The sequence below is a fragment of the Bradyrhizobium sp. KZN70725 genome (genome assembly GCF_055264925.1).
Genome location: NZ_JBUYWT010000005.1, coordinates 78,262 through 102,773, shown reverse-complemented (window position 1 = coordinate 102,773; position 24,512 = coordinate 78,262). Strand labels below are relative to the sequence as shown.

The 24,512-nt window shown below is 64.4% G+C and carries 25 protein-coding genes; 19 read left to right on the top strand and 6 right to left on the bottom strand.

The window, feature by feature from the left end; all coding sequences use genetic code 11:
* Positions 1-66 precede the first annotated feature (66 nt).
* The gene (locus tag ACZBJS_RS06685) at positions 67-864 is read left to right on the top strand and encodes an IclR family transcriptional regulator (protein ID WP_316393829.1); all 798 of its coding nucleotides are present in this window, start codon (positions 67-69) and stop codon (positions 862-864) included.
* Here the strand turns inward: ACZBJS_RS06685 and ACZBJS_RS06680 are convergent.
* Positions 840-1,763: a ketopantoate reductase family protein gene (locus ACZBJS_RS06680; protein ID WP_316393830.1), complete on the bottom strand. Its 924-nt coding sequence runs from the start codon at positions 1,761-1,763 to the stop codon at positions 840-842. The two genes, ACZBJS_RS06685 and ACZBJS_RS06680, sit on opposite strands and share 25 nt — an antisense overlap.
* Between ACZBJS_RS06680 and ACZBJS_RS06675 the strand changes: the two genes are divergently transcribed.
* Genes ACZBJS_RS06675 through ACZBJS_RS06665 form a run of 3 tightly spaced genes read left to right on the top strand, consistent with a single transcriptional unit; the run spans position 1,762 to position 3,564 of the window.
* Positions 1,762-1,929, top strand: coding sequence for a hypothetical protein (locus tag ACZBJS_RS06675; protein ID WP_168857129.1), 168 nt, complete (start codon positions 1,762-1,764; stop codon positions 1,927-1,929). The two genes, ACZBJS_RS06680 and ACZBJS_RS06675, sit on opposite strands and share 2 nt — an antisense overlap.
* A 34-nt stretch (positions 1,930-1,963) precedes the next feature.
* Positions 1,964-2,779, top strand: a complete 816-nt coding sequence (locus ACZBJS_RS06670; RefSeq protein ID WP_057015064.1) for an ABC transporter ATP-binding protein — start codon at positions 1,964-1,966, stop codon at positions 2,777-2,779.
* Positions 2,779-3,564, top strand: coding sequence for an ABC transporter permease (locus ACZBJS_RS06665; RefSeq protein ID WP_057015065.1), 786 nt, complete (start codon positions 2,779-2,781; stop codon positions 3,562-3,564). The genes ACZBJS_RS06670 and ACZBJS_RS06665 overlap by 1 nt, the downstream gene beginning before the upstream one ends.
* Here ACZBJS_RS06665 and ACZBJS_RS06660 read toward each other — a convergent pair.
* The gene (locus ACZBJS_RS06660) at positions 3,561-4,394 is read right to left on the bottom strand and encodes a helix-turn-helix transcriptional regulator (protein ID WP_463438599.1); all 834 of its coding nucleotides are present in this window, start codon (positions 4,392-4,394) and stop codon (positions 3,561-3,563) included. The genes ACZBJS_RS06665 and ACZBJS_RS06660 overlap by 4 nt on opposite strands.
* A 92-nt stretch (positions 4,395-4,486) precedes the next feature.
* On the opposite strand from ACZBJS_RS06660, the gene ACZBJS_RS06655 reads away from it, so the two are divergent.
* A complete protein-coding gene (locus ACZBJS_RS06655) occupies positions 4,487-5,371 on the top strand; it encodes an SDR family oxidoreductase (protein WP_316393833.1) in 885 nt (294 codons plus the stop codon).
* Positions 5,372-5,443: 72 nt separating this feature from the next.
* Here ACZBJS_RS06655 and ACZBJS_RS06650 read toward each other — a convergent pair whose 3' ends face one another.
* Both ACZBJS_RS06650 and ACZBJS_RS06645 read right to left on the bottom strand, forming a co-directional pair.
* Positions 5,444-6,769, bottom strand: coding sequence for a 4Fe-4S binding protein (locus ACZBJS_RS06650; RefSeq protein ID WP_057015068.1), 1,326 nt, complete (start codon positions 6,767-6,769; stop codon positions 5,444-5,446).
* A gap of 220 nt (positions 6,770-6,989) precedes the next feature.
* The gene (locus ACZBJS_RS06645) at positions 6,990-7,439 is read right to left on the bottom strand and encodes a cupin domain-containing protein (RefSeq protein ID WP_253639119.1); all 450 of its coding nucleotides are present in this window, start codon (positions 7,437-7,439) and stop codon (positions 6,990-6,992) included.
* 190 nt (positions 7,440-7,629) lie between these two features.
* On the opposite strand from ACZBJS_RS06645, the gene ACZBJS_RS06640 reads away from it, so the two are divergent.
* The 13 genes from ACZBJS_RS06640 (at position 7,630) to ACZBJS_RS06580 (ending at position 21,383) form a co-directional block, all read left to right on the top strand.
* A complete protein-coding gene (locus ACZBJS_RS06640) occupies positions 7,630-8,655 on the top strand; it encodes an ABC transporter substrate-binding protein (protein ID WP_229190068.1) in 1,026 nt (341 codons plus the stop codon).
* 12 nt (positions 8,656-8,667) lie between these two features.
* A complete protein-coding gene (locus ACZBJS_RS06635) occupies positions 8,668-9,369 on the top strand; it encodes an NUDIX hydrolase (RefSeq protein ID WP_456782044.1) in 702 nt (233 codons plus the stop codon).
* A gap of 15 nt (positions 9,370-9,384) precedes the next feature.
* Entirely contained in the window at positions 9,385-10,149 is a 765-nt protein-coding gene (locus ACZBJS_RS06630; protein WP_316393842.1) for a substrate-binding domain-containing protein, read from the top strand.
* A 176-nt stretch (positions 10,150-10,325) separates the two neighbouring features.
* The gene (locus tag ACZBJS_RS06625) at positions 10,326-11,636 is read left to right on the top strand and encodes an ABC transporter substrate-binding protein (protein WP_463438598.1); all 1,311 of its coding nucleotides are present in this window, start codon (positions 10,326-10,328) and stop codon (positions 11,634-11,636) included.
* A 22-nt stretch (positions 11,637-11,658) separates the two neighbouring features.
* Positions 11,659-12,432 (top strand): ABC transporter ATP-binding protein, encoded by a 774-nt coding sequence (locus ACZBJS_RS06620; RefSeq protein WP_463438597.1) that lies wholly within the window; start codon positions 11,659-11,661, stop codon positions 12,430-12,432.
* A 4-nt stretch (positions 12,433-12,436) separates the two neighbouring features.
* Positions 12,437-13,150: an ABC transporter ATP-binding protein gene (locus ACZBJS_RS06615; RefSeq protein WP_463438596.1), complete on the top strand. Its 714-nt coding sequence runs from the start codon at positions 12,437-12,439 to the stop codon at positions 13,148-13,150.
* Positions 13,151-13,374: 224 nt separating this feature from the next.
* Positions 13,375-14,256, top strand: coding sequence for a branched-chain amino acid ABC transporter permease (locus ACZBJS_RS06610; RefSeq protein ID WP_283069752.1), 882 nt, complete (start codon positions 13,375-13,377; stop codon positions 14,254-14,256).
* Entirely contained in the window at positions 14,253-15,263 is a 1,011-nt protein-coding gene (locus ACZBJS_RS06605; RefSeq protein ID WP_229190073.1) for a branched-chain amino acid ABC transporter permease, read from the top strand. The genes ACZBJS_RS06610 and ACZBJS_RS06605 overlap by 4 nt, the downstream gene beginning before the upstream one ends.
* Entirely contained in the window at positions 15,229-16,170 is a 942-nt protein-coding gene (locus tag ACZBJS_RS06600) for a polyphosphate kinase 2 family protein (RefSeq protein WP_057015076.1), read from the top strand. Before ACZBJS_RS06605 ends, ACZBJS_RS06600 begins: the two co-directional genes overlap by 35 nt.
* A gap of 23 nt (positions 16,171-16,193) precedes the next feature.
* A complete protein-coding gene (locus ACZBJS_RS06595; protein ID WP_316393849.1) occupies positions 16,194-17,276 on the top strand; it encodes a phosphatase PAP2 family protein in 1,083 nt (360 codons plus the stop codon).
* Positions 17,277-17,685: 409 nt separating this feature from the next.
* Complete coding sequence (locus ACZBJS_RS06590) at positions 17,686-19,245, top strand: 2-isopropylmalate synthase (RefSeq protein ID WP_038383406.1); 1,560 nt, start codon at positions 17,686-17,688, stop codon at positions 19,243-19,245.
* 318 nt (positions 19,246-19,563) lie between these two features.
* Positions 19,564-20,556 (top strand): LysR family transcriptional regulator, encoded by a 993-nt coding sequence (locus tag ACZBJS_RS06585; protein ID WP_092090324.1) that lies wholly within the window; start codon positions 19,564-19,566, stop codon positions 20,554-20,556.
* Positions 20,557-20,744: 188 nt separating this feature from the next.
* Positions 20,745-21,383: an HD domain-containing protein gene (locus tag ACZBJS_RS06580; protein WP_316393851.1), complete on the top strand. Its 639-nt coding sequence runs from the start codon at positions 20,745-20,747 to the stop codon at positions 21,381-21,383.
* Positions 21,384-21,498: 115 nt separating this feature from the next.
* Here the strand turns inward: ACZBJS_RS06580 and mobA are convergent, their stop codons facing one another.
* Complete coding sequence (gene mobA / locus ACZBJS_RS06575; protein WP_253589662.1) at positions 21,499-22,131, bottom strand: molybdenum cofactor guanylyltransferase MobA; 633 nt, start codon at positions 22,129-22,131, stop codon at positions 21,499-21,501.
* Positions 22,124-23,008, bottom strand: coding sequence for a formate dehydrogenase accessory sulfurtransferase FdhD (locus ACZBJS_RS06570; protein WP_283069765.1), 885 nt, complete (start codon positions 23,006-23,008; stop codon positions 22,124-22,126). The genes mobA and ACZBJS_RS06570 overlap by 8 nt, the downstream gene beginning before the upstream one ends.
* Before the next feature lie 184 nt (positions 23,009-23,192).
* Here ACZBJS_RS06570 and ACZBJS_RS06565 point away from each other — a divergent pair, with 184 nt between their 5' ends.
* Complete coding sequence (locus ACZBJS_RS06565) at positions 23,193-24,446, top strand: molybdopterin molybdotransferase MoeA (RefSeq protein WP_463438595.1); 1,254 nt, start codon at positions 23,193-23,195, stop codon at positions 24,444-24,446.
* Positions 24,447-24,512: the final 66 nt, after the last annotated feature.

Below are 24,512 nucleotides of genomic sequence, written 5' to 3'. Positions count from 1 at the left end.
GCGCGGGCCGCTTGGTCAAGCGCGCTGGATGCAGCGCGCCCCTGCCGATTTTGCGGATGTGGACGGATGGCAAAGAAACCGAAGGCGGAGGTTCTGGACGCGGAGCAGGGGGCGTCAGGCGTGCGGGCCGTCGACCGCGCCATCGCGATCCTGCAATGCTTCACGCCGGATCAGCCGGCGATGAGCGTGATCGAGATCCAGAAGCGGGTCGGGCTGAGCCGGCCGACGCTCTATCGCCTGCTGCAGACGCTGGCGCAGCGCGACCTGATCCAGGCCGGAGGCGACCCGCAGCGTTTCCGGTTGTCGCACGGCGTGATGAAGCTGGCCCATGTCTGGCTGAAGGGTCTCGAGGTGGTCGCGATCGCGCGCCCGGTCGTCGAAGGCCTGCGCGAGGCGACCGGCGAGACCGCAGCGTTGTTCCGCGAGCAGGACGATCGCGGCATCTGCATCCTCGAATGCGAGAGCCGTCACGTGCTCTCGATCAGCCGCGGCGTCGGCCACAGTCTGAGCCTGATCCAGGGATCGACCGGCAAGGCGATGCTGGCCTTCATGGACCCGAAGCGGCAAGCCGCGCTTCTTGCCAGCATTGCAAAGAGCGCGGACCGTGCGCGGCTCGAGGACGCGCTGACCTTTGCGCGGCGCAACGGCTATGCGACCAGCCATGGCGAGATCTTCGCCGGCGCGGTTGCCGTCTCCGCGCCTTGTTTCGATCACCGCGGCGAGGTGGTCGGTTCGGTCGGCCTCTACGGACCGAGCGCGCGCATCGACGAGCGGAAGCTATTGGAATATTCAAAGCTGGTGCGCGAGGCCGGCCGGCAGATTTCGGTTCTGCTGGGCTATCAGGACGGCGCGCCCATCGCATAGGGCTTCAACACCGCATAGAGCATGTCGTGCGTCGGCGTCGGGACGCCGAGCTTGCGGCCGAACTCGACCACCTTGCCGTTCAGCCACGGCAGTTCGAGCCGGCTGCCACGCTCGAGATCGAGCGCCATCGAGGCCTTCATCGCCGGCGGCGCGTGTCCGATGAAGTCGAGCACTTTCGTCAGCGCATCCGGCGGCAGCCTGATGCCGTTGGCGTGCGCGATGGCGATGATCTCCTCGCAGGCCGATACGAAGAGCGGGCGCAAATCGGGATCGTCGCGCAGCTTGCCGATCGGCAGCCTGGTGACCGCGGTCATGCCGGCATTGGTGGCGAGGCCGACGAACTTCATCCAGAGCTCGGTGTTGATCTGCTCGCTCAAGGTCGCGTCGAAGCCGGCCTTCAGGCAGAGATCGAGCAGCGCCTTGCCGCGCGGCGTGATGCGGCCGTCGAGCTCACCGAAGATCATGCGCATGAAGGTGCCGACCTGGTTGATGACGCCAGGCTTGATGATCGAGGCCGAGATCTGTGCCACGCCGCCCATCACCGCGTTGCGTCCCAGAATCGGGACCAGCCTGTCGGGCGCGTCGATGCCGTTCTGCAGCGGGATCACCGCGGTGTCGGGGCCGACCATCGGCCTGATGTGTTGGCCGGCGCTCTCGACGTCCCACAGCTTGACGCAGAACAGCACGATATCGACCGGGCCGACGCTTGCCGGATCGTCGGTCGCCTGGGTCGGGACCAGATGGGTTTCGCCGCGGCCACCCTGAACCTTCAGCCCCTCGCTGCGCATGGCGGCCAAATGAGCGCCGCGCGCGATAAAGGTGACGTCGGCGCCGGCATGCGCGAGCGCCGCACCAAAGCCGCCCCCGACGCCTCCGGCGCCCACCACTGCGATCCGCATGATTGTCTCCTTGTTCGTCGCTTTGGGCTGCAGCCTCGACGATGTCGGCGCAATGCGCAACCCGGTTGCGCAATTGCGCAACCCCGGCCTGTCTGAAAATCGCGTGACCACAGCCTTGTTTGCTACGCCATCTTCCTGCGTTGAACTTGCCTGCCCGAACCGCTAAGCCATCTCGGAAAGTTCGGGAGGGATGCGTGGCGATGACGGAGCCGACGGCGGTCGCGCTTGACAGTGCGACGGTGGCGTTTCGGTTGGCGGATGGACGCGTCTATACCGCGGTCGAACGGGCCAATCTTTCGGTTGATCATGGCGAGTTCGTCGCCATTGTCGGTCCGACCGGATGCGGGAAGTCGACGCTGCTGAACGTCACGGCTGGGCTGCTCAAGCCCGCGGCCGGAACGGCAAGGATCTTCGACAAGCCGCTGAGCGGCCTCAACCGTGATGCCGGCTACCTGTTCCAGGCCGATGCGCTGTTCCCCTGGAAGACCGCGATCGACAATGTCGCGATCGGGCTCGAGATATCAGGCACGCCGCGCGCCGAGGCGCTCGCGCGCGCGCAGAAATGGCTGACCTCGGTCGGGCTCGGCGCCTTCGCCAATCGCTATCCGCACATGCTGTCGGGCGGCCAGCGCAAGCGTGTTGCGCTGGCGCAGGTCCTGATCCGCGATCCGAAGATCCTGCTGATGGACGAGCCGTTCGGTCCGCTGGACGCCCAGACCCGGCAGATCATGGGCAATCTGCTCTTGGAATTGTGGAGCGCCGACCGCAAGGCGGTGCTGTTCGTCACCCACGATCTCGAGGAGGCGATCGCGCTAGCCGATCGCGTCGTGATCATGTCGGCCGGTCCTTCCGCGCGCATCATCGGCGACTGGCGCATCACGCTGCCGCGGCCGCGCGACATCGCCGAGATCCGGATGGAGAAGGATTTCCATGCCCTGCACCGCGAGATCTGGGGCGTGCTGAAGGACGAGGTGATGAAGGGTTATGTCCAGTCGACGCAGGCGGGAGCTGCCTGATGTCGCGCGTCACACTGTTGTCCCTGCAGGTTCTGGTCGCCGTCGTCACGCTGGCGCTGTGGCAGGTCTTCTCCACCGTGTCGGTGTTCGGCAAGGTGCTGTTGCCGCCGTTCTTCTTCTCCAATCCGCTCGACGTCTTCAGCCAAATCGTGAAATGGTTCTCGACCGGGGTGATCTGGAAGCATCTCGCGATTACGCTGTGGGAATCCATCCTCGCCTTCGTGATCGGCTCGGCCGGCGGCATTCTGGTCGGCTTCTGGTTCGCGCGGCAGCCGCGCGTCGCCGCGGTGTTCGATCCCTATGTGAAGATGGTCAACGCGCTGCCGCGCGTGGTGCTGGCGCCGATCTTCGCGCTGTGGTTCGGGCTCGGCGTCTGGTCCAAGGTCGCGCTCGGCGTGACCTTGGTGTTCTTCATCGTGTTCTTCAACGTCTACCAGGGCGTCAAGGAAGTGCCGACCACGGTGCTCGACAATGGCCGCATGCTCGGCATGAACGAGCGGCAGCTGATGCGCCACGTCTACTGGCCGTCGGCGCTGTCCTGGATGTTCTCCTCGCTGCACACCTCGGTCGGCTTTGCCGTGGTCGGCGCGGTGGTCGGCGAATATCTCGGCTCCGCCGCCGGCCTCGGCTACCTGATCCAGCAGGCCGAGGGCGTCTTCGACGTCGCCGGCGTGTTCGCGGGCATGTTCGTGCTGTCCGCCTTCGTCATCCTGATCGACATGGGCGTGACGATGGTCGAGAATCGGCTGCTGGTGTGGCGGCCGACGCCGGTGACGCATGATTAGGGTACTGCCTCGATCAACCCGCGGATATTCTCCGTCACCTCCGGGTCAATCGGATTGTAGACGATCATGCTGAGGTCGGGCCGGCCATCGACCGCGAACGCCGAATATTCGAACTTGACCTGACCCAGGATCGGGTGCCGCAGCTGCTCTACGCCCTCGCCATGGGCTCGCACGTCATTGTCGCGCCACAGCGCCGCGAATTCCGGGCTGAGCCGGCACAACTCGTCGACGAAGGGTTGCACCTCGGCAGCTGCGCCGGCGCGCGCAGCGTCCACCCTGAAGGCGCCGACCACGAAGCGCGCCACGCTGGCCCAGTCATGTTGTGCCGCGCGGACGCGCGGATCGAGGAACATGAAGCGCAGCACGTTGCGCTCGCGCGCCGGCAGCGATCCGTAGTCCGTCAGCATGACGGTCGCGGCCCGGTTCCAGGCGACGATATCCCAGGTTGCGGTGCGTATCACGGCGGGGCGCGGCTCCAGCGCGTCGAGCACGCGCTGCAGCCGGGGGGTGACGCCTTCGCTCTTCTGGTAGCGCACCTCGGGCGTGCGGCCGAGGCCGAGCAGGAACAGATGCTCGCGCTCGACATCGGTCAGCATCAGCGCACGCGCGATGCGGTCGAGCACATCGGCCGAGGGCGCGCCGCCGCGGCCCTGTTCGAGCCAGGTGTACCAGGTCGCGCTGATGTTGGCGCGCTGCGCCACCTCTTCGCGGCGCAGGCCCGGCGTGCGCCGCCGCTCCGGCGGAAAGCCGAACACGGCCGGATCGAGCTTGCTGCGGCGGTCCTTCAGGTAGGCGCCGAGCAGGTTCTCTTGCGCGAGCGGTTCGCTCATCCTGTTAGCTATTATACCATGATAAGGTCACTACTTTAACAGGATAGCGCGCGGGGCCAGATTTGTCTCCAACGAAACCTGGAGACTTCCTCATGCGTGTGTTCGTCACTGGTGCCACCGGATTCATCGGCACGCCCGTCGTCAAGGACCTGATCGCCGCCGGACATCAGGTTCTTGGTGTGGCCCGTTCGGACGAGGGGGCGAACGCGATCTCTGCCATTGGCGCGGAGGTTCTTCGCGGCTCGCTCGAGGACCTTGATAGCTTACGCAAGGGGGCGAGCGCTTCGGATGCTGTCATTCACCTGGGCTTCGTTCACGACTGGTCTAATTTCGCGAAGAGTTGCGAGATCGACCGCCGCGCCATCGAAGCGCTGGGTTCTGTTCTGGCCGGATCGGACAGGCCGCTGATCGTGACCGGGGGCTTGGCGGGATTGGCCGCGCCCGGCCAGATCGCGACTGAGGACCAAACGATATCGCCGGATTTCTCATTTCCCCGTGTGTCGGAACAGACGGCCCTGTCGCTAAAGGGCGTCCGCGCGTCGGCCATGCGTCTTCCCCAGGTCCACGATCCCGTCAGGCAGGGTCTCATCACCCCCTTGATCGCGGTGTACCGCGAAAAGGGCGCGTGCGCCTATCTCGGCGATGGGCAAAATCGCTGGCCGGCGGCGCATGTTCTCGACGTGGCGCGTCTCTACCGGCTGGCCATCGAAAAGGCTGAGCCGAACGCAAGGTATCACGCCGTCGCGGAAGAGGGGGTCTCGATGCGCGATATTGCCGAAACGATCGGACGGCGGCTGAAGCTGCCGGTCAAATCCATCGCCCCGCAAGAGGCGCAGGCCTTCTTTGGCTGGCTCGGCACGTTCGCGGCATACGACATGGCGGCTTCCAGCGAGCAGACGCGCGGGAAGCTTGGATGGCAGCCGACCGGGCCGGGGTTGATTGCCGATCTCGAACAGCTGATCGATTCCGCGCAGTAAGAAGCAGGGCAGTAGGATGCGTAGGGTGGGATAGCCGAAGGCGTAAGCCACCCTACGCACCTACGCTGCGGCTCAGAGCGGGAAGCACCGCATGTAGGCGGCGAACAATGCTTCGTCGCTGTAGCTCACCAGCTTCGCGGCAATCGCGTCGGCCAGTTCGAGGTCGCGGTTCTGCACGCGCAGCCAGGCCTGGGTATCGGCGGTGATGGTCAGAGCCGCCTCTCCGACATGCCGTCCCGGCACGACCTGGAGATCCTTGCCCTTGATCGCAACGGTCATGTCCAGCGCGCTCGTGCCGGTGAAGCGCAGATGCGTCACGAAATCCAGACCTCGGGCCCTGCCGCGCTGGAATCCGAGCGAGAGCGAAAAGATATAGGCCTGCAGGCTGCCGGTATGGCGGCCAGACGTGACATGCTGAAGTTTTTTGTGCGGAAAGCGCCGCGTCACCGTGTCCTCGGCGTCGGTATCCGGGATCACGTAGACGAACTCGTCCTTGTCGATCAGCGGCTGCACCACATCGGAGAAGTGGGCGTCGCGATCGTGGAGGAAGGGGCCGATCACGTCTTCGCCGGCCGGGCAAGCCGAAATGCAATAGGCCGCCTTGTAGCCAGGCTTGAACGACAGCGATTGCCAGATGTTTAGCGTCTCGGTGCGGGGAACGCGGGCGCGATAATCCCTTGCGTCCTTTGCATCCGCGACCTTCTCCACCCACTGCGAGAAGTTGCCGAGAAAGTCGTGATAGTTGTGGGTGTGGCAGGACAGGAAATCGAAGCCGCCGTCCGGCTTGATGGCGCCGACCGGGCAGGCCGCGACGCACAGTTTGCACTCCAGGCAGGGATTGTAGTCGATCGGGTGGTCATGCGCGTCGACCTCGCATCCGAGCAGGATGGTGCCGAGCAGGACGAAGCTGCCGAATTTCGGGTGGATGACGCTGCGATGGATTCCCATGCGGCCGAGACCGGCTTCCACCGCTATCGGCTTGTGCTGGACCATCATGATCCTGGGCAGGTCCATCTCCATCGGGAACGCGGCAACCGAGTTGCAGGCCGGGATGCCGTGCTCGTCGAGCGCGCGAACGATGGCACGCGCGGTTTCGTTGACGTGATCGTAGGTGCTGTGGAATTCCTCGTTGGCGACCGAGCGCGAGGGCGAGCGCACCGGCTCGCGGTTCATGTGGCAGACGATCGCGAGCAGGGAGCGCGTCCGGCCATAGACCTTGCGAATGAAGTCCCGCTGCGGCGCGATGGCGGCCCGTTCGAACTCGATGATGCCGACATCATCGGCTCCGCATCTGCGCGCGATGTCCTTGATCAGTTCCGATGAAACCGGGACGTCGCGGACCGGTTCGCTGCTGCGAGCGCGCACAGCCCTGACCGTGGGGTGATCGTCCAGGCTCATGGGTCTAGCTTTCTATTAAATGACGATCGTCATACTATGGAGCGAACGAACTTGGGGCAAGTGAATTATCTGTCAAGTGTCATGTCATGGAACCGGCGCCGGCGCGCGCGCGACTTTCGTCATTGCGAGGAACGAAGCGACGAAGCAATCCATGGGTCCGCCTATCCGGAGAGATGGATTGCCTTCGCTTCGCTCGCAATGACGTTGAGGATGGCCGTAATCAATCCAGCAGCTTGGTATCATCCGGCGCCTGCGGCGGCGTCTTGATCGCGATGGCCTTGATGGCGCGGCCGTTCGGCTTGGTGCCGCCATGCGGCGTGCCCTTCGGGATCACGATCAGGTCGCCCGGCTTCACCGTCACTTCCTTGTCGCCGAGCCAGACTGTGCCGGTGCCTTCGAGGACGAACTGCATCTCGTTGGTGTTGGGATGCATGTGCTTCGGCACATTGCCGTCCTGGATAGAGACGGTGGCGCCGTCGGCGGAGACGAACATCTTGGAACGGAAGCCGACCTTGTTGGCGTCGCCGAGCTTGTCGCCCTCCATCTCGCCGGTGTGGATGACCCGCGCCGTGATGTTTTCGGCGGCGAGCGCCGGCCGCAGCAAATGGGTGATGCCACAGCTCGCGGCAAAGGCGGTAGCGATCGACAGCGCGGTTGCAATACGATTCATGAAGACCTCCCTTGATGTTTCCCTTGAAGTATTCTTGGTACTTATGGTTTTGGCGCTTCTTCTGCGTTTTCTTGTATCCGCGATGCTATGCCGCCCCCCCCCCCCCGCAGGCTTGACCAGCTGTCGGAAAGTCGCCTTCTCAAGGCCTGCCGGCTCCTCTATCTTGCCGGCCAGTCGAACGGAGGACGTCATGAACAAACTGCTTGGCAAGCTTGCCGGAATGCTGCTGGCGCTGACCCTGTCCACGGGCCTTGCCGCGGCGCAAAGCAAGATCACCATCGCGGTCGGGGGCGGCGCTTGCCTGTGCTATCTGCCCACCGTGCTGGCCAAGCAACTCGGCGAATACGACAAGGCCGGGCTCGCGGTCGAACTGGTCGACCTCAAGGGCGGCTCGGATGCGCTCAAGGCCGTGCTCGGCGGCAGCGCCGACGTCGTCTCCGGCTATTTCGACCACTGCGTCAATCTTGCGGCCAAGAAGCAGGAGCTGCAGGCCTTCGTGGTCTATGACCGCTATCCCGGCCTCGTGCTGGTGGTGTCGCCGAAGCACACCGGCGAGATCAACTCGATCAAGGATCTCGCCGGCAAGAAGGTCGGCGTCAGCGCGCCGGGCTCCTCGACCGATTTCTTCCTGAAATATCTCTTGAAGAAGAACGGCCTCGATCCTACGGGCACCGCCGTAATCGGCGTCGGCCTCGGCGCCACTGCGGTGGCCGCGATGGAGCAGGGCCAGATCGACGCCGCCGTGATGCTCGATCCTGCCGTCACCGTGCTGCAGGGCAGCTACAAGGACCTCAAGATCCTCAGCGACACCCGCACCCAGCACGACACGCTTGCGGTGTTCGGCGGCGAATATCCCGGCGGCGCGCTGTATTCGACCGCGGCCTGGGTCAACGGCCACGAGAAGGAGGTGCAGGCGCTGACCAATGCGATCATGGCGACGCTGGCCTGGATCCATTCGCACAGCGCCGAAGACATCATGGCCAAGATGCCCGACGAGCTCGTCGGCAAGGACAAGGCGCAGTATCTCGCGGCCCTGAAGAACACGATCCCGATGTATTCCGAGACCGGCAAGATGGACCCCAAGGGCGCAGAGGCGGTGCTCGCGGTGTTCAGCGAAGGGTCACCCGATGTCGCGAAGGCCGGCATCGACGTCACCAAGACCTACACCAACAAGTTCGTCGACCAGGTCAAGAAGACGACCGGAAACGCGAAGTAAACACGTTCGGATATGCAGTCTCCGCTCATTTGTCGTGTCGCCGCGCTCGACCTTGCCTTGCAGCGGCGTCCCTGGCCGTTTGCGGACGAGCGGCGCGTCGAGATCGACGCGCATTTCGCCGAGCAGCAGCGGCTGAACCCGAACCTGTGGAACGGCCGTGTGCTGCTCGGGCGCGATCCGGTCTTCGCCGGCGAGCGGCTCAGCGCGAGCTATTTCGAGACCGATTTCGCGAGCTTCCTCGCCTGGCGCGACTGGGGCTTTCCGGACAGCGAGGTGTTCAACGGTTTCGGCATGGGGGCGCTGCTCGCCAGCGACGGCGCCTTCGTGTGCGGGGTGATGGGCGAGCAGACCGCGAATGCCGGCCGCATCTATTTCCCGTCAGGGACGCCCGATCTCGACGATATCAGGGGCGACACGGTCGATATCGCCGGAAGCGTGATGCGCGAACTCGAGGAGGAGACGGGATTGTTGCCATCGGATTGCCGCGGCGACGCCGATTGGCACTGCATCTACACCGGGCCTGCGCTTGCGATGATGCGGATCCTGCGCGTCGATATGCCCGGTGACGCGCTGCGGGCGCGGATCGAGGCCAATCTCGCGCGCCAGGCAAATCCCGAGCTTGCGGGCATCCATCTGGTGCGCAGCCGCGCCGATCTCACTCCCGCAATGCCGCGCTTCGTCACCGCATTCATCGAGACGCAGCTGCCGGCCTAGGCGAAGGAATGCGCAATGACCGAGCAAGGCACCGCTGCCGCTGCGTCGACACCGGCAATCGCCGATGGCCCCAACACGATCAAGGTCATCATTTCGGGTGGTTTCGCTACGGTCTACCGCGACGTGCTGCCTGAATTCGAGCGAAGCACGGGCATCGGGGTGGAGACCGGATCGGGCGCGTCGGAGGGCACCGGTCCGAAGACGATCAGGCAGCAGCTTGCGAACGGCACCAAAGCGGATGTGGTGATCCTTTCGCGCGAGGGGCTTCGAAGTCTGACCGAAGACGGCCGAATTCGTGCGGGATCGGAAGCCGGACTGGCGACGGCACCTTTGGCCGCGGCGGTTCGAGCAGGCTCTCGCAAGCCGGACATCGGCAATGATGTCGCGCTCACGAAAGCCTTGATCGATGCCGGCCAGGTGGTGGCGCCGAGCAGCACGAGCGGGCAGTACGTCCGCGACAAGGTTTTCCCCAGGCTGAACTTGCCGGACACGGTCAGGCTCACCCTCGAGGCGCGCGGAACCGAAGCGGCCGAAGCGCTGAGAGCAGGCAAGGCAAATCTCTCGATCGGCCCGACCAGCGAACTGGTTCAGGAGGGTGGCATCGAAGTTGTCGGTTTGTTGCCGCCAGATTTCCAGCTGGTCCAGACCTTCACGGCCGCGATCGTCAGCGACGCGCAAGCGCCGGAAGCCGCCAAGCGCCTGATCGATTTTCTTGTCTCGGACAGCGATATCTTGCTCGCGGCCATCAAACGGGCCGGCATGGAACGGCCCCGCGGATAAATTGCCGCTGCCACGCGCGCGCCCGAGCACCGTGCGTCGGCACCGTTCCGCCGAAACTTTGCGCAAGCCTGCGCGGTGCGGACGCAGCCATCGCGCTTGACATCATCGGCCGCTCCCCCTGTGATAGGGCGGCACGACAACAAAAAATGCAGTGCACAATCTCTGGGGAGGGATTCATGCCGGTCAGGAGGGCTGCCCGCTGGCTTGCGGGTCTATCTGTCGCGCTTGCGGCGCTTGGTATGGCCAATGCAGCGCATGCGCAGGACAAGAAGATCAAGATCGGCGTGATCTTCGATTTGACCGGCCCGCTGGCCGGCGGCGGCTCCGAGCTGCAATACACCGGCGTCAAGATCATGCTCGACCATTACGCCAAGACCGGCGTCGAGGGTTACAAGGTCGAGGCCGTCTATGCCGACGCGCAGAGCAAGCCCGACATCGCGATCAACGAGGCCGTCCGGCTGCTCGAGCAGGAAAAGGTCGACATGGTGATGGGCTTCTTCTCCTCGGCGCAATGCGTGCCGGTGTCGGCGCGGGTCGAGCAGATGAAGAAGTTCATGTGGATCACGACCTGCATTTCCTCCGGCGTGTTCGACGGCAAGAACTACAAATACGTGTTCCGTCCGCAGGCCGCCGGCAACCAGTACGGCATGATGACGACCGACTTCATCGCGCAATACTCCATGTCCAAGTTCGGCAAGGAGCCGAAGGATCTCCGCGTCGCCATCATCCATGAGGACGGCGCCTATGGCGTCGACGTCTCCAAGGGCAATGAGGCCGGCGCCAAGAAAGCCGGCTTCAACATCGTGCTCAAGGAGGGTTATTCGGCGACCGCGCCCGATCTGTCGGCGCTGGTGACCAAGCTGAAGCGCGCCAAGCCCGACGTGATCTTCCACACCGGCTACAATCCGGACATTACCCTGCTGTTCCGCCAGGCCCGCGAGCAGGGATTGAAGTTCGGCGCCATTGTCGGCCATGGCGCGGGCTACGGCGTCTACGAAAAGCTGAAGGAAGGGCTCGGCACCGACGCCAACTATCTCTTTAACACCGACCCGATCTCGATCTGGCTTGCCAACCAGAAGAACATGGATCCCAAGCTGCCGCCGGTCATCAAGATGGTCGGCGAGGAGTTTGACCGGCTGAAGCCCGGCGTGCCGATCCGATCCGCCCATGTCGGCATCGGCGCGGCCAACGCCTATGTCTTCCTCGACGACGTCTTGCCGCGCGCGATCAAGAAGTATGGCGGCGTCGATCCGGATGCGCTGCGCAAGGCCGCGCTCGACACCGACATACCCGAGGGCGGCACCATGCTCGGCTACGGCGTGAAGTTCTACGGCGAGGGAGAGCAGTATGCCGGGCAGAACGCGCGCTCGTTCCCGGTGGTGCTGCAATATATCGACGACAAATCCTATGTGGTGTGGCCGAAGAGCCAGATGCAGCGCGAGACCGAGCTGCCGCTGCCGGCCGGCACCACCTACAGCTACAAATAGCTCGCTCGCGAAGGGAACTGCCGTGCTCGCCGTCGAAGGCCTGGTCAAGCGGTTTGGCGGCTTTCGTGCCGTCAACAACGTGTCGTTCCGCGTCGAGCAGGGCGAGATCCTCGGCCTGATCGGCCCGAACGGCTCCGGCAAGAGCACGATCTTCAACATGCTGTCGGGCACCTTGCCGCCGACCTCCGGCTCGATCCTGTTCGACGGCCACGAGATCGCGGGGCTCGCCCCGCACCGGATCATCAACCGTGGCATCGGCCGAACCTTCCAGATCCCGCGGCCGTTCCGTCGCCTCAGCATCTTCGAGAACGTCGTGCTCGCCGGCTTCTACGGCCAGGGCCGCCACAGCCGCGGCAAGGCCGAGGAGGCGGCCGAGCGGGCGCTCGCGATGGTCGGGCTGCCGACCGATCGTCACGCCAGCGTCGAGGGCCTGGGCGCCGCCGGGTTGAAGAAGCTCGAGCTCGCCAAGGCGCTCGCCACCGGCCCGAAGCTGTTGCTCGCGGATGAGAGCCTTGGCGGCCTTGACGAGGCCGAGATGGACCAGGCCGCCGGCATGCTGCGCCGGATCCGCGACGAGCTCGGCATCACCATCATCTGGGTCGAGCACATCATGGGCGTATTGATGCGCGTGGTCGATCGCGTGATGGTGCTCGATCACGGCGAGAAGATCGCCGAGGGCCTGCCGGCCGATGTCGCCGGCGACGCAAGAGTGATCGAGGTCTATCTCGGCACCGATGCGGATGCGAGCCTCGCAGCCGCGGCCGCAGCCCAGGCGCGGCGCCGGATCGGGGCGTGAGCGCATGCTGGAATTGAAATCGATCGACGCGGGCTATGGCAGCTTCCAGGCGCTGTTCGACGTCAGTCTCGACGTCAAGGCGGGCGAAGCGGTCGGCGTGATCGGCCCGAACGGCGCCGGCAAGACCACCCTGATGCGGGTGATCTCAGGGTTGATCCGCCCGATCAGGGGCACGATCGCGATGGAAGGCGTGAACGTCATCGCGACACCTCCGCATCGCATCGTCAGCCTCGGGATCGCGCATGTGCCGGAAAATCGCCGGTTGTTTCCCCGGCTCACCGTCGCCGACAACCTGAAGATGGGCGCCTACATGCCCGGTGCCCGCGCGCATTACGCCGAGCGGCTGGAGTTCGTGTTCGAGCTGTTTCCGCGCATGAAGGAGCGCCAGCACCAGATGGCCGGCACGATGTCGGGCGGCGAGCAGCAGATGTGCGCGATCGGCCGTGCGCTGATGTCGAACCCGAAACTGCTGCTGCTCGACGAGCCGTCGGCCGGCCTCGCGCCGGTCGTGGTGCAGCAGGTGTTCGAGCTCGTCAAGCGCATCCGCTCAAGCGGGCTGACGGTCCTGATCGTCGAGCAGAACGTGCAGCAGGTGCTGCGCGTGGTCGACCGCGCCTATCTGCTGGAAGCCGGCAGCATCCGCGCCGCCGGGTCAGCGGCGGAGCTCGCGGCGAGCGACACCATCAAGCAGGCGTATCTCGGGTGTGTGAGGGGGTAATGATCGTGAATCGAGCAAGCGCACTCACATATTTCCCCGCCATCCCCGGACGAACGCGTTTGCGTTCGCTCGGGAGGTGCGCGCTCTTGCGCGCCTCGAAGGATGAATCGGCCACAGACGGGCCGTGCATCCTTCGAGGCTCGCTCCGCTCGCACCTCAGGATGACGGTTGCGCTAGTTCGAGTTCGGCCAGATGACGACGCCTCGGTCTAAGGCAGAGCCACCATGCAATCCTTCCTCGACGTCTTCGACATCTACCTGCTGGAGGCCGTCATCAACGGCATCCTGCTCGGCGGCGTGCTGGCGCTGCTTGCGCTCGGGCTCAACCTGATCTTCGGCGTCATCGACGTCACCTGGATCTGCTACGCCGAACTCGTCATGATCGGCATGTACGGCATGTACTATCTCGTGCAGTATTACGGCCTGCCATACTGGGCCGCCGCGCCGCTGGTGATCCTGCTGGTGGCGCTGCTCGGCGCCGCGCTGCATTTCTTCGTGATCGCCCCGCTCCTGACCGCGCCGCCGATCAACCAGCTGCTCGCCACCGGCGGCGTGCTGTTCATCCTGCAGAGCTTTGCCACCGTCGCCTTCGGCATCGACTTCCGCAATCTCGGCATCCGCCTGCCGGTGCTCGCGCTCGGCGAGATGAATTTCAGCTACGCGCGATTGCTGTCGTTCGCTGCCGCGCTGCTCGGCATGATCGGCGTCTATCTGTTCCTGACCCGCACCTTCACCGGCACCGCGATCCGCGCCATCGCGCAGGACCGCCAGATCATGCCGCTGATGGGCGTCGATCCCAAGCGCATCTATCTCGTCACCTCGGCGATCGGCGGCGGGCTCGCCGGCCTCGCCGCCTGCCTCCTGGTGTTGCAATATGACGTGCATCCGTTCGTCGGCCTGTCATTCGGGCCGATCACCTTCCTGATCTGCGTGCTCGGCGGGCTCGGCAATTTCATCGGCGGCTTCATCGCCGCCTTCGTGTTCGCCGAGATCATCTCGCTCGGCGGCCTGTTCTCCGATCTCGAATGGGGTTACGTGCTGGCCTTTGCCTTCTTCATCGTCATGATGTTCATCCGGCCCGCGGGCCTCCTGGCGAGGCGCTCGTGAACAGGCAAGCCGCCGGCTGGATCATCGCGCTGATCGCGCTCGTCGCGGTGCCCTTTGTGCATCGCGATCCCTATCATCTGCACGTGCTGGTGCTGATCCTGATCTGGTCGTTCGCCTACACCTCGTGGTCGATCATGGGGCGCTTCGGCCTGGTCTCGCTCGGCCATGGCGGCTTCATGGGCATCGGTGCCTATGTCACCGCGCTGCTGTGGAACCATCTCGGCGTGTCGCCCTGGATCGGCATTCCCCTCAGCATGGCAACCGCCGGCGTGCTCGCGCTCGTCGTCGCCTATCCCTGCTTCCGCTTCCGCATCACCGGGCATTATTTCGTGCTGGTGACGCTGGCGCTGTCGGGCATCGTGCTGCAGGTCATCACCGCGACCCGCGACTATACCGGCGGCTCGCTCGGCTACACCCCGCGGCGCGCCCCGAGCGGCAAGGGGCTGCTCGCGCTGCAATTCGACGAGAAGACCACCTGGTATCTGATCGCGCTCGCGGTCTGGATCACAGGCCTCGTGATCTGGCGCGCGATCGATCGCAGCATGATCCGCCATGCCATGGAGGCGATCTCGGAAGACGAGGATGCCGCCGCCGCCGCGGGCGTCAACGTCACCGCCGAGAAGCTCAAGATCACCCTGATCAGCGCGCTGATGACCGCGCTGTCGGGCGCGCTCTACTGCCAGTACCAGATGTTCATCTCGCCCGACACGGTGAGCGGCATCGCGGTCTCCCTGCAGATGGTGTTCGCGGCGATCGTGGGCGGCGTCTATGTCGCGCTGGGACCGACGGTCGGCGCCGTCATCACCATCGTGCTGGCCGAGGTGTTGCGCATCTCTTTCGGCACCAAGGCGGTCGGCTGGGACAATCTGGTCTATGGCGTACTGCTGGTGTTGTTCATCATCTTCCTGCCCAAGGGCATTCTTGGTAGCGTGATCGACCGGATCAAATCGCCGCGCAAGCCGTCGAGAAGCCATGAGCAACAAACCGTCCCCATCGCTCGCCGATGAACTGAAGCCCTTCGTCGCGCCGTTCCGCTTCGACGGGTCGGGCGAATTTCACCTCAAATCGTATCCGACCGCCGAGAAGGGCGGCATCGACAAGGACGCCGGCGGCAAGATCATCGAGGCCAACCGCAAGCGGCTCAACGACTTCCAGGAGAAGCTCTACGCCCAGGACCGCTGGTCGCTGCTGCTGATCTTCCAGGGCATGGATGCCGCCGGCAAGGATTCCGCGATCAAGAGCGTGTTCGAGGGCGTCAATCCGCAGGGCTGCGAGGTTTCCTCCTTCAAGCAGCCTTCGACCAGGGAGCTCGACCACGACTTCATGTGGCGCGCCATGATCGCGCTGCCGGAGCGCGGCCGCATCGGCATCTTCAACCGCTCCTATTACGAGGAGTGCCTGGTCGTGCGGGTGCATCCGGAAGTGCTCGACAAGCAGAAGATCCCGAAGAAGCTGGTGACCAAGAACATCTGGCGCGAACGCTTCGAGGACATTGCGTCGATCGAGCGCTATCTGTCGCGCAACGGCACCGTGATCCTGAAATTCTTCCTCAACGTCTCCAAGGAGGAGCAGCGCCAGCGTTTCCTCGACCGGCTCGAGGAGCCGGCCAAGAACTGGAAGTTCTCGATGGCCGACGTCGCCGAGCGCAAGCTGTGGGCCAAATATCAGGCCGCTTATCAGGACATGATCCATCACACCGCAACCAAAGAGGCGCCCTGGCACATCGTGCCGGCCGACCACAAATGGTTCGCCCGCGTCGTGATCGGCTCGACCATCGTCAACGCCCTCGACGGGCTCGACCTGAAATTCCCCGAAGTCGACAAGGCCGACTTGAGCGAATTCAAGCGCGTCCGCGCGGCGCTGGAGGCGGAAGGCAAGGGCGGGGCGGGCGAGAAGACGTCTGCAAAGAAGTAGGCGCCGCGTCCCATGTTTGTCGCATGCGGATATTCCCAGCGCGTACCGGCCGCTCGCAAGGCAATCTTAATGAATTGACGCAACATGGGGGTATGGCAACCACAGATTTAGCGACAGGCAGTCACAACCCGAACGATGACGCACTGAGGGGCGTGCTATGGGCGCCTGTCCTGCTGTTCCTGGCTGGTTGCTTTGCTGCCTTCCATTGGTCCGGATTCCGGCACGTCGATGTCAATTGGGCCGGCTATGGCGGGATGGCAGCGATCTTGCTCAGCGCCTACCTCGTGACAAAGGGACTGCGAATCCAATTCGTCCAATTGTTCATAAACTGCTGGTCGCAGAATCTGGTGGTTGCGATCGCCGCGACGATGTTGACCTATGCCGCCGCGACAGTCGGCCGTCCCCTGATCGACGACCAATTGCTGCGTGCTGATCAGCTGATCGGATATGATTGGAGAGCTTATGCGGGGTTCTTCGCGGGCTCGGACACGATGGTCCGCTTCGTGAGCGAATTCTATAACTCGATTTTTTATCTGCCCAACGTTGTGATCCTGGCGCTGGCCATCAAGAAGGATGTCAAGACGCTTGAGAAATTCATCCTGGCGGCGATCATATCACTGCTGCTGACGATTGGGATTTTTGCCCTGGTTCCGGCCACCACGGCGTGGACCCATCTGCATCTCAGCGATACCGAGATATCCTCGTTCCGGAATTTGCCGCTGTCGTCCGACGGCTGGATCGATGAGCTGATCCGGATTCGCGAAGGAAGCCTCAGAAGCCTGCGCAATTTCCAGGGCAAGGGACTGATCGCGTTTCCTAGCTTCCATTGCGCGGCAGCCCTGATCCTGATCTGGGCAAGCTGGAACATCCGCTGGCTGCGCATCCCGATGACGCTCGTCAATCTGGGCATGATCCTGGCAACGCCGATCGTCGGCGGTCACTACGTCGCGGACCTGATCGGCGGTCTGGTGATCACGATCGTGTCCGTGATCCTCGCTGGTTGGCTTCACACCTGGATGCTGCGGCACGTGGCTGTGGTCCGGCGAGGAGCATGGGCGATGATACCCGCGGTGCAACGAGCTGAGCCCCGGGCGGAAGTCAGGTGAGGGCGATCGCGCCCCAGCCATGCGATGACGATAGGTCAATCCACCTGACCATCTTTACCCATTGCGGCAGCTTGCCATAATCGTCTAGAACGACGGCGCACAGCGCGTTCCGGCAACCAACCGTCAATGGTTTTGGCCGAGGATTTTGGCGCTCAACAGGGTCTGGCAATGCTGATTCGCGGCCAAATTGATGGGATTTCAGGGGAGGTGGCCCAGGCTACCGCCGCGATCCCTGCCGCAGCGCCCACCCTGCTTATTGGCGGCCTTCTTCTTACCTGCCCCTGAGGGCCGGCTGGGCGTTTGCGCCTGGGCACTCAGGGGTTTGTACGAGATCACCGAACCCTGATATCGCCCAAGTAATTGCTCAAGGAGCAACATGACGGGCGCAAAGCTTAAAGGAATTTCTGACATGGCCACCGCGAACAAGTCCGAGAAGGACCGCGTCATCATTTTCGACACCACCTTGCGCGACGGCGAGCAGTGCCCCGGCGCCACCATGACCTTCGAGGAGAAGCTCGAGGTCGCCGAACTCCTGGACGACATGGGCGTCGACGTCATCGAGGCCGGCTTCCCGATCACCTCGGAAGGCGATTTCCAGGCGGTCAGCGAGATCGCCCGCCGCTCCAAGAACTCGGTCATCGCGGGCCTGTCCCGTGCCCATCCGGCCGACATTGACCGCTGCGCCGAAGCCGTGAAGTTCGCCCGCCGCGGCCGCGTCCACACCGTGATCGCGACCTCGCCGCTGCATATGCGGGTGAAGTTGAACAAGACCCCCGAGGAGGTCATCGAGACCTCGGTCGCGATGGTCGCGCGCGCCCGCAACCAGATCGACGACGTCGAATGGTCGGCCGAGGACGGCACCCGCAGCGAGATGGACTATCTGTGCCGGATCGTCGAAGCGGTGATCAAGGCCGGCGCCACCACGGTGAATATCCCCGACACCGTCGGCTACACGGTGCCGGAGGAATACACCCACTTCATGCGCACGCTGATCGAGCGCGTGCCGAACTCCGACAAGGCGATCTTCTCGGTGCATTGCCACAACGACCTCGGCATGGCGGTCGCGAACTCGCTGGCCGGCGTCGTCGGTGGCGCGCGGCAGGTCGAGTGCACCGTCAACGGCATCGGCGAGCGCGCCGGCAATGCCGCGCTGGAAGAGATCGTGATGGCGATCAATGTGCGGAACGACAAGTTTCCGTTCTGGAACAAGATCGACACCACGCAGCTCACCCGCGCCTCGAAGGTGGTGTCCGCGGCCACTTCGTTCCCGGTGCAGTACAACAAGGCGATCGTCGGCCGTAATGCGTTCGCGCATGAGAGCGGCATCCATCAGGACGGCGTGCTGAAGGACGCCTCGACCTACGAGATCATGCGGCCCGAGATGGTCGGCCTGAAGCAGTCCTCGCTGGTGCTCGGCAAGCATTCCGGCCGTCACGCCTTCATCCACAAGCTGGAGGAGATGGGCTACAAGCTCGGCGCCAACCAGCTGGAGGATGCCTTTACGCGGATGAAGGCGCTGGCCGACCGCAAGAAGGACATCTACGACGAGGACATCGAGGCGCTGGTCGACCAGGAGATGGCGGCCGCCCACGACCGCATCAAGCTGACCTCGCTGACCGTGATCGCCGGCACCCATGGCCCGCAGCGCGCGACCATGAAGCTCGACGTCGACGGCCAGATCAAGATCGAGGAGGCCGAGGGCAACGGCCCGGTCGATGCCGTCTTCAACTGCATCAAGCGCCTGGTGCCGCACGAGGCCAAGCTGGAGCTCTATCAGGTGCACGCGGTGACCGAAGGCACCGACGCGCAGGCCGAGGTCTCGGTGCGTCTGGCCCATGAAGGTCGCTCGATGACGGCCCGCGCCGCCGATCCGGACACGCTGGTCGCCTCCGCAAAGGCCTATCTCGGCGCGCTGAACAAGATCGTGATGAAGCGCCAGCGCGACGTCCCGGCCAAGGCTGCGGGCTGACGAGCGCGGTCGACCGACAGGTTGAAAAGCGGCGCCCTGGCGCCGCGTTTTTCGTTTGGGCGTGCAGATCTAGAGCGAGAGTCCTCCGTCAGTGCGAGCGTAGCGAAGCAATCCATTTCTCCGATTCCTGATAGATGGATTGCTTCGTCGCTTCGCGCCTCGCAATGACGGCGGTAGTTGGCCAGATTGGAATAAAATTAGACCATTTCGGTTACCGTTGGAATCATTTACCAATATTCCGCTCCATCCCGCATTGCTTTGGAATCTTCCGCGCCATCTCCAGCGCTACGCTGCGTTCTTTCCCGGGGAACGCCGTCCATGCCGATCTCCTCCATCGTGACAGACCTTCCGCGCGCCGCCACGCCGGCGGAGACCGCGCTGACGCGCCGGGTCGACCTGACAACGCTTCGCCTGTTCGTCGCGGTCTGCGACGAACAGAACCTCACCCGCGCCGCGCAGCGCGAGGGGATCGCGGCGTCGGCGGTGTCGAAGCGGATGAACGATTTCGAGCTGGCGTTCGGCGTTACGCTGTTCAAGCGGCTCGCCAAGGGCATGGCGCTGACGCCGGCCGGCGAGGCGCTGCTGCACCACGCCCGGGTGACGCTGCTCAATGTCGAGAAGATCGCGGTCGAGCTGTCGGAATATTCGCAAGGCGTGCGCGGCCATGTCCGCATGCTCGCCAATCTCTCGGCGATCGTGCAATACCTGCCCGAGGATCTCTCCGCCTTCTTCGCCGCGCATGAATTGCTCCGCGTCGATCTGCAGGAGCGGCCGAGCGGGCAGGTGGTGCGCGGCATCGAGGAGGGCGCGGCCGAGATCGGCATCTGCTCGGCCGAGGCCGACAGCCGCGCGCTCGAGGCCTTCCATTATCGCTACGACAATCTGGTGGTGGTGATGCGCGCCGACCATCGGCTGGCCGGCCGCGAGACATTGCTGTTCACCGAGACGCTCGATTTCGACCATATCGGCTTGCACACCGCGAGCTCGATCTATCTGCGCTCGCAATATGCGGCGACGCAAGCCGGCAAGGCGATGCGGCTGCGCATCAATGTGCCCGGCTTCGATGCGGTCTGCCGCATGGTGCAGGCCAATATGGGGCTCGGGCTGATCCCCGACCGCGCCTTCGAGGTGGTCGGCGCCGGCATGGGCCTTCGCGCGATCCCGCTGCGCGACGATTGGGGACGGCGCGAGCTGAAGATCGTGGTCCGCGACACCGCGCATCTGTCAGCAACCAGCCGTCTGATGCTGGACTATCTGCGGGCGGCGGAGGCGGGGAGCGTGGCGCGGATAGGCGTGGCGCAGGTGCGCTGAGCCGGATATTGCACCAGCCTCACGATCTCCCTGCAGAATCTTCATGCAGCCGGGGCCTTCCGGTTGCCGCTTCGCGGGTTAGGTAGTGGTACGATTCACTGTAGCGGAGTGCCGGCGCGCATGAATCGTGACGCCATTGGCCGTCCAGTGCATGCATCCGGGACGCTACACAGGGCAGGAGTGCGATGATGGCGGACACGATTTCCGGCATTCGAATCCCGGACAGCAAGATCGCGCGGGAGGCCGCCGAGTTGGTGCGGCAATATGAGACCGAGATGTTGTTCAATCACTCGGTCCGCGTGTTTGTGTTCGGCGCGCTCAAGGGTGCCAGGCAAGGTCTGAAGTTCGACGCTGAACTGCTTTATGTTGCCGCGCTGTTTCATGATCTCGGCCTTGTCGAACATTTTCATACCGAGACCAAACGGTTTGAGGTCGACGGCGCCGATGCGGCGCGCAAATTTCTCAGGAGCCACGGCATCGCCGAGCCCAAAGCGGACCTGGTGTGGGAGGCGATCGCCTTGCACACCACGCCCGGCATTCCGCAATACATGCGGCCTGAAATCGCGCTCACCAATGCAGGCGTATTGGTCGATGCCGTCGGCGTCGGATACGATGATTATACCGCCGAGCAGCGCGACGTCGTCCTTGCCGCGTTGCCCCGCGGCGATTTCAAGAACGAGTTCATCGAGGTTCAGACCTGCTCGGCCCTGAAGAAGCCGCAGACCACGTTCGGCACTGTCAATTTCGACTTCGTCGCGGAGCGCGATCCCACATTTCACAGGCCGAACGCCTGCACCCGGATCCGCAACACGCCGTGGCCGAGCTGAGTGGGGCGGCGGACGTTAGAGCGTTTTCGAGCGAAGTGGACGCCGGTTCGCGTGAAGAAAACGCGTCAAAACAAGAATCTAGAGCTTCGGTTCTGATTCAATCAGAACCGATGCTCTATCCGCCGTCGAGCGCGGCGAGGCGGTCGGCTTCCGCGATGTCCTCGACGGTGTTGGCATTGAAGAACGGATCGAGCGGCTCGGTCGGCCACTCGACCGTTGCGAGCGGATAACGCGCGGTCCAGCGGTCGATCTTGCGCACGTCCTCGACGACCAGCGCCTTGCGCAACTCGTTCCGCAAGCGGACGCTCCAGAGACCGATGACGGGATGCGTCTGCCCGCCGGATGAAGCGACCGCGAGCTCGGCATTCACGGCCGCGCGCGCTTGCTCCAGGCGCGTGACGAGGTCGCGCGGCAGAAACGGACAGTCGCCCGCGGCGCTCAGCACCCATTGCGCATCCGGCCGGTTGGCGGCGGTCCAGTCGAGCGCGACCAGGATGCCGGCGAGCGGACCGGGATAGTCGGCGACATCGTCGGCGACGACCGGAAGGCCGAACGCGGCGAAGCGCGCCGGGTCGCCATTGGCGTTGATGATCAGCCCACTGCATTGCGGAGCGAGACGGTCGATCACCCGTTGCAGAATGGTGCGGCCCGCGATCTTGCGCATCGGCTTGTCGCCGCCGCCCATCCGGCGCGCGAGGCCGCCGGCGAGCAGCACGCCCGGGATGCTAGTCCCCGGAATGTCAGTCATTGTCGGTCTCGCCCTTGCGCTTGTGACGCATCGATTCCTCTTCGACATAGTCGAGGTTCTGGTCGTAGACGATCCGCTCCTCACCGGACAGCGCGATGAAGCGCTTGCCGCGGGCGCGACCGACCAGCGTCAATCCGACCTGCCGCGCCAGATCGACGCCCCACGCCGTGAATCCGGAGCGCGAGACCAGGATCGGGATCCCCATCCGCACCGTCTTGATCACCATCTCCGAGGTCAGCCGGCCGGTGGTGTAGAGAATCTTGTCGGCCGGATCGACATTGTGCCGGTAGATCCAGCCCGCGATCTTGTCGACGGCATTATGCCGGCCGACATCCTCGGTGTAGCACACCGGCGTCGCCTCCTTGCACAGCACGCAGCCGTGAATGGCGCCGGCTTCCAGATAGAGCGAGGGCATCGTGTTGATGGTGTGCGTCATCCGGTAGAGCCAGGAGGTTCGCAGTTCGGCCTTCGGCAGCGCGACCTTCTCGACGGCTTCGAGCAGGTCGCCGAACGCCGTGCCCTGGGCGCAGCCCGAGGTCTGGGTGCGCTTCTTCAGCTTGGCCTCGAAATTGGTGTGGTGCGCGGTACGCACCACGACGACCTCGAGATCGTCGTCATATTCGACCTCGGTGACGACGTCGTCATATTTGAGCATGTTCTGGTTCAGCAGGTAGCCGAGCGCGAGGTATTCGGGGTAGTCGTTGATCGTCATCATCGTGACGATCTCCTGCGCGTTGAGGTACAGCGTCAGCGGCCGCTCGACCGGCACCTTGATCTCGGTCCGCGTGCCGGTCTGATCGACGCCGACCACGCGCTCCGTCAGGCGCGGATCGTCCGGATCAGGAACAATGATGGGAGCGGTGGTTTTCTCGGGCACTGCTTGACGTCCAGATGGGTTCACATGGCAACGCAGCTAGGGATATAAGCACGTTCGGAGACTGACTGGCGACTCTCCGCCGCGTCGCGGGAACTGCCATCGATCGGTCCGGCTTTAAGGATAACGCCGCAGTTCGCGATCCGGGTCGAACAAATCTTGTCGATGGCGAGGACTGAGGGAGATCATGGCGCAGCTTTCGGACGACTGCTTCGCATTCGGCGGACCGATGATGTCGGTCGATGAGGCCGTCGCGATCATCGCCGCGCGGGTCAAGCCTGTCGGCGAGACCGAAGCCGTTGCCCTGGTGGATGCGGACGGACGCATCCTGGCCGGCGACATTGTTGCGCCGCTTGCGCTGCCGCCGTTCAAGAATTCCGCCGTCGACGGCTACGCGGTATCCGGCGCGGACCTGCCGGCGAGCGGCGAGCGCGCGTTTCCCGTTGCCGGACGGGTGCAGGCGGGCGCGTCGGCGCAGCCGGCGCAGGCGGGCCAAGCGGTGCGGATCTTCACCGGCGCGCCGATGCCCGATGGCACCGACACCGTGTTCATGCAGGAAGACGTGCGGATCGACGATTCCGGGCGTGTGATCCTGCCGTCCGGCCTCAAGGTCGGCGCCAATGTGCGCCCCAGCGGCGAAGACATTCCGCGCGGCCACGTCGCGCTGGCGGCGGGCCGGCGGCTGCGCCCGCAGGATATCGCGGTCGCTGCGGCCTTTGGGCTCACCACGCTCGATGTGGTGCGTCGGCTTCGCGTCGGGGTGTTCTCGACCGGCGACGAACTAGCCGCGCCCGGCAGCGCGCGCGCCGAAGCGCAACTGTTCGATTCCAACCGTTTCATGCTGATGGCGATGCTGCGGCGGCTCGGTTGCGAGGTCGGCGATCTCGGCATCCTGCGCGACGAGCGGGCCGAGCTCGCCGCGGCGCTCAAGCAGGTCGCGCGGCGCTACGACCTGATCCTGACCACCGGCGGGGTCTCGACCGGCGAAGAGGACCACGTCAGGGCCGGTATCGAACAGGCCGGCTCGCTGGTGCTGTGGCGGATGGCGATCAAGCCCGGCCGCCCGGTGGCGATGGGAATCATCGACGGCACCCCGCTGATCGGCCTGCCCGGCAATCCGGTGGCGAGCTTCGTCACCTTCGTTCATGTCGTGCGGCCGACCGCGCTGGCGCTATCGGGCGCTGTGCCGTCCCCCTTGCTGTCGATGCCGGTGCGGGCGGCCTTCAGCTACAAGAAGAAGAGTGGGCGGCGCGAATATGTCCGCGTCTCGCTGCGACGGGCGACGGACGGTACGCTGGAAGCGAACAAGTTTCCTCGCGAGGGAGCCGGTCTGCTGTCGTCGCTGATCGAGACCGATGGACTGGTCGAACTCGGCGAGTCGGTGGTGCGGGTTGAACCTGGCGATGCCGTCGGCTTTCTCGGCTACGCCGACCTGCTGTGAGAGCTGAAACGCGGTCGGGACCGCGCAGCGCGACGGGTGCGCGATAGCAAAATCAGATCGCCCGAT

Excerpts from the sequence above, each read along its gene's own strand:
- ACZBJS_RS06685 (WP_316393829.1), top strand. The coding sequence starts at position 67 with ATGGCAAAGAAACCGAAGGCGGAGGTTCTGGACGCGGAGCAGGGGGCG.
- ACZBJS_RS06675 (WP_168857129.1), top strand. The coding sequence starts at position 1,762 with ATGATTGTCTCCTTGTTCGTCGCTTTGGGCTGCAGCCTCGACGATGTC.
- ACZBJS_RS06680 (WP_316393830.1), bottom strand. The coding sequence starts at position 1,763 with ATGCGGATCGCAGTGGTGGGCGCCGGAGGCGTCGGGGGCGGCTTTGGT.
- ACZBJS_RS06670 (WP_057015064.1), top strand. The coding sequence starts at position 1,964 with ATGACGGAGCCGACGGCGGTCGCGCTTGACAGTGCGACGGTGGCGTTT.
- ACZBJS_RS06665 (WP_057015065.1), top strand. The coding sequence starts at position 2,779 with ATGTCGCGCGTCACACTGTTGTCCCTGCAGGTTCTGGTCGCCGTCGTC.
- ACZBJS_RS06660 (WP_463438599.1), bottom strand. The coding sequence starts at position 4,394 with ATGAGCGAACCGCTCGCGCAAGAGAACCTGCTCGGCGCCTACCTGAAG.
- ACZBJS_RS06655 (WP_316393833.1), top strand. The coding sequence starts at position 4,487 with ATGCGTGTGTTCGTCACTGGTGCCACCGGATTCATCGGCACGCCCGTC.
- ACZBJS_RS06650 (WP_057015068.1), bottom strand. The coding sequence starts at position 6,769 with ATGAGCCTGGACGATCACCCCACGGTCAGGGCTGTGCGCGCTCGCAGC.
- ACZBJS_RS06645 (WP_253639119.1), bottom strand. The coding sequence starts at position 7,439 with ATGAATCGTATTGCAACCGCGCTGTCGATCGCTACCGCCTTTGCCGCG.
- ACZBJS_RS06640 (WP_229190068.1), top strand. The coding sequence starts at position 7,630 with ATGAACAAACTGCTTGGCAAGCTTGCCGGAATGCTGCTGGCGCTGACC.
- ACZBJS_RS06635 (WP_456782044.1), top strand. The coding sequence starts at position 8,668 with ATGCAGTCTCCGCTCATTTGTCGTGTCGCCGCGCTCGACCTTGCCTTG.
- ACZBJS_RS06630 (WP_316393842.1), top strand. The coding sequence starts at position 9,385 with ATGACCGAGCAAGGCACCGCTGCCGCTGCGTCGACACCGGCAATCGCC.
- ACZBJS_RS06625 (WP_463438598.1), top strand. The coding sequence starts at position 10,326 with ATGCCGGTCAGGAGGGCTGCCCGCTGGCTTGCGGGTCTATCTGTCGCG.
- ACZBJS_RS06615 (WP_463438596.1), top strand. The coding sequence starts at position 12,437 with ATGCTGGAATTGAAATCGATCGACGCGGGCTATGGCAGCTTCCAGGCG.
- ACZBJS_RS06610 (WP_283069752.1), top strand. The coding sequence starts at position 13,375 with ATGCAATCCTTCCTCGACGTCTTCGACATCTACCTGCTGGAGGCCGTC.
- ACZBJS_RS06600 (WP_057015076.1), top strand. The coding sequence starts at position 15,229 with ATGAGCAACAAACCGTCCCCATCGCTCGCCGATGAACTGAAGCCCTTC.
- ACZBJS_RS06595 (WP_316393849.1), top strand. The coding sequence starts at position 16,194 with ATGCGGATATTCCCAGCGCGTACCGGCCGCTCGCAAGGCAATCTTAAT.
- ACZBJS_RS06590 (WP_038383406.1), top strand. The coding sequence starts at position 17,686 with ATGGCCACCGCGAACAAGTCCGAGAAGGACCGCGTCATCATTTTCGAC.
- ACZBJS_RS06585 (WP_092090324.1), top strand. The coding sequence starts at position 19,564 with ATGCCGATCTCCTCCATCGTGACAGACCTTCCGCGCGCCGCCACGCCG.
- ACZBJS_RS06580 (WP_316393851.1), top strand. The coding sequence starts at position 20,745 with ATGGCGGACACGATTTCCGGCATTCGAATCCCGGACAGCAAGATCGCG.
- mobA (WP_253589662.1), bottom strand. The coding sequence starts at position 22,131 with ATGACTGACATTCCGGGGACTAGCATCCCGGGCGTGCTGCTCGCCGGC.
- ACZBJS_RS06565 (WP_463438595.1), top strand. The coding sequence starts at position 23,193 with ATGGCGCAGCTTTCGGACGACTGCTTCGCATTCGGCGGACCGATGATG.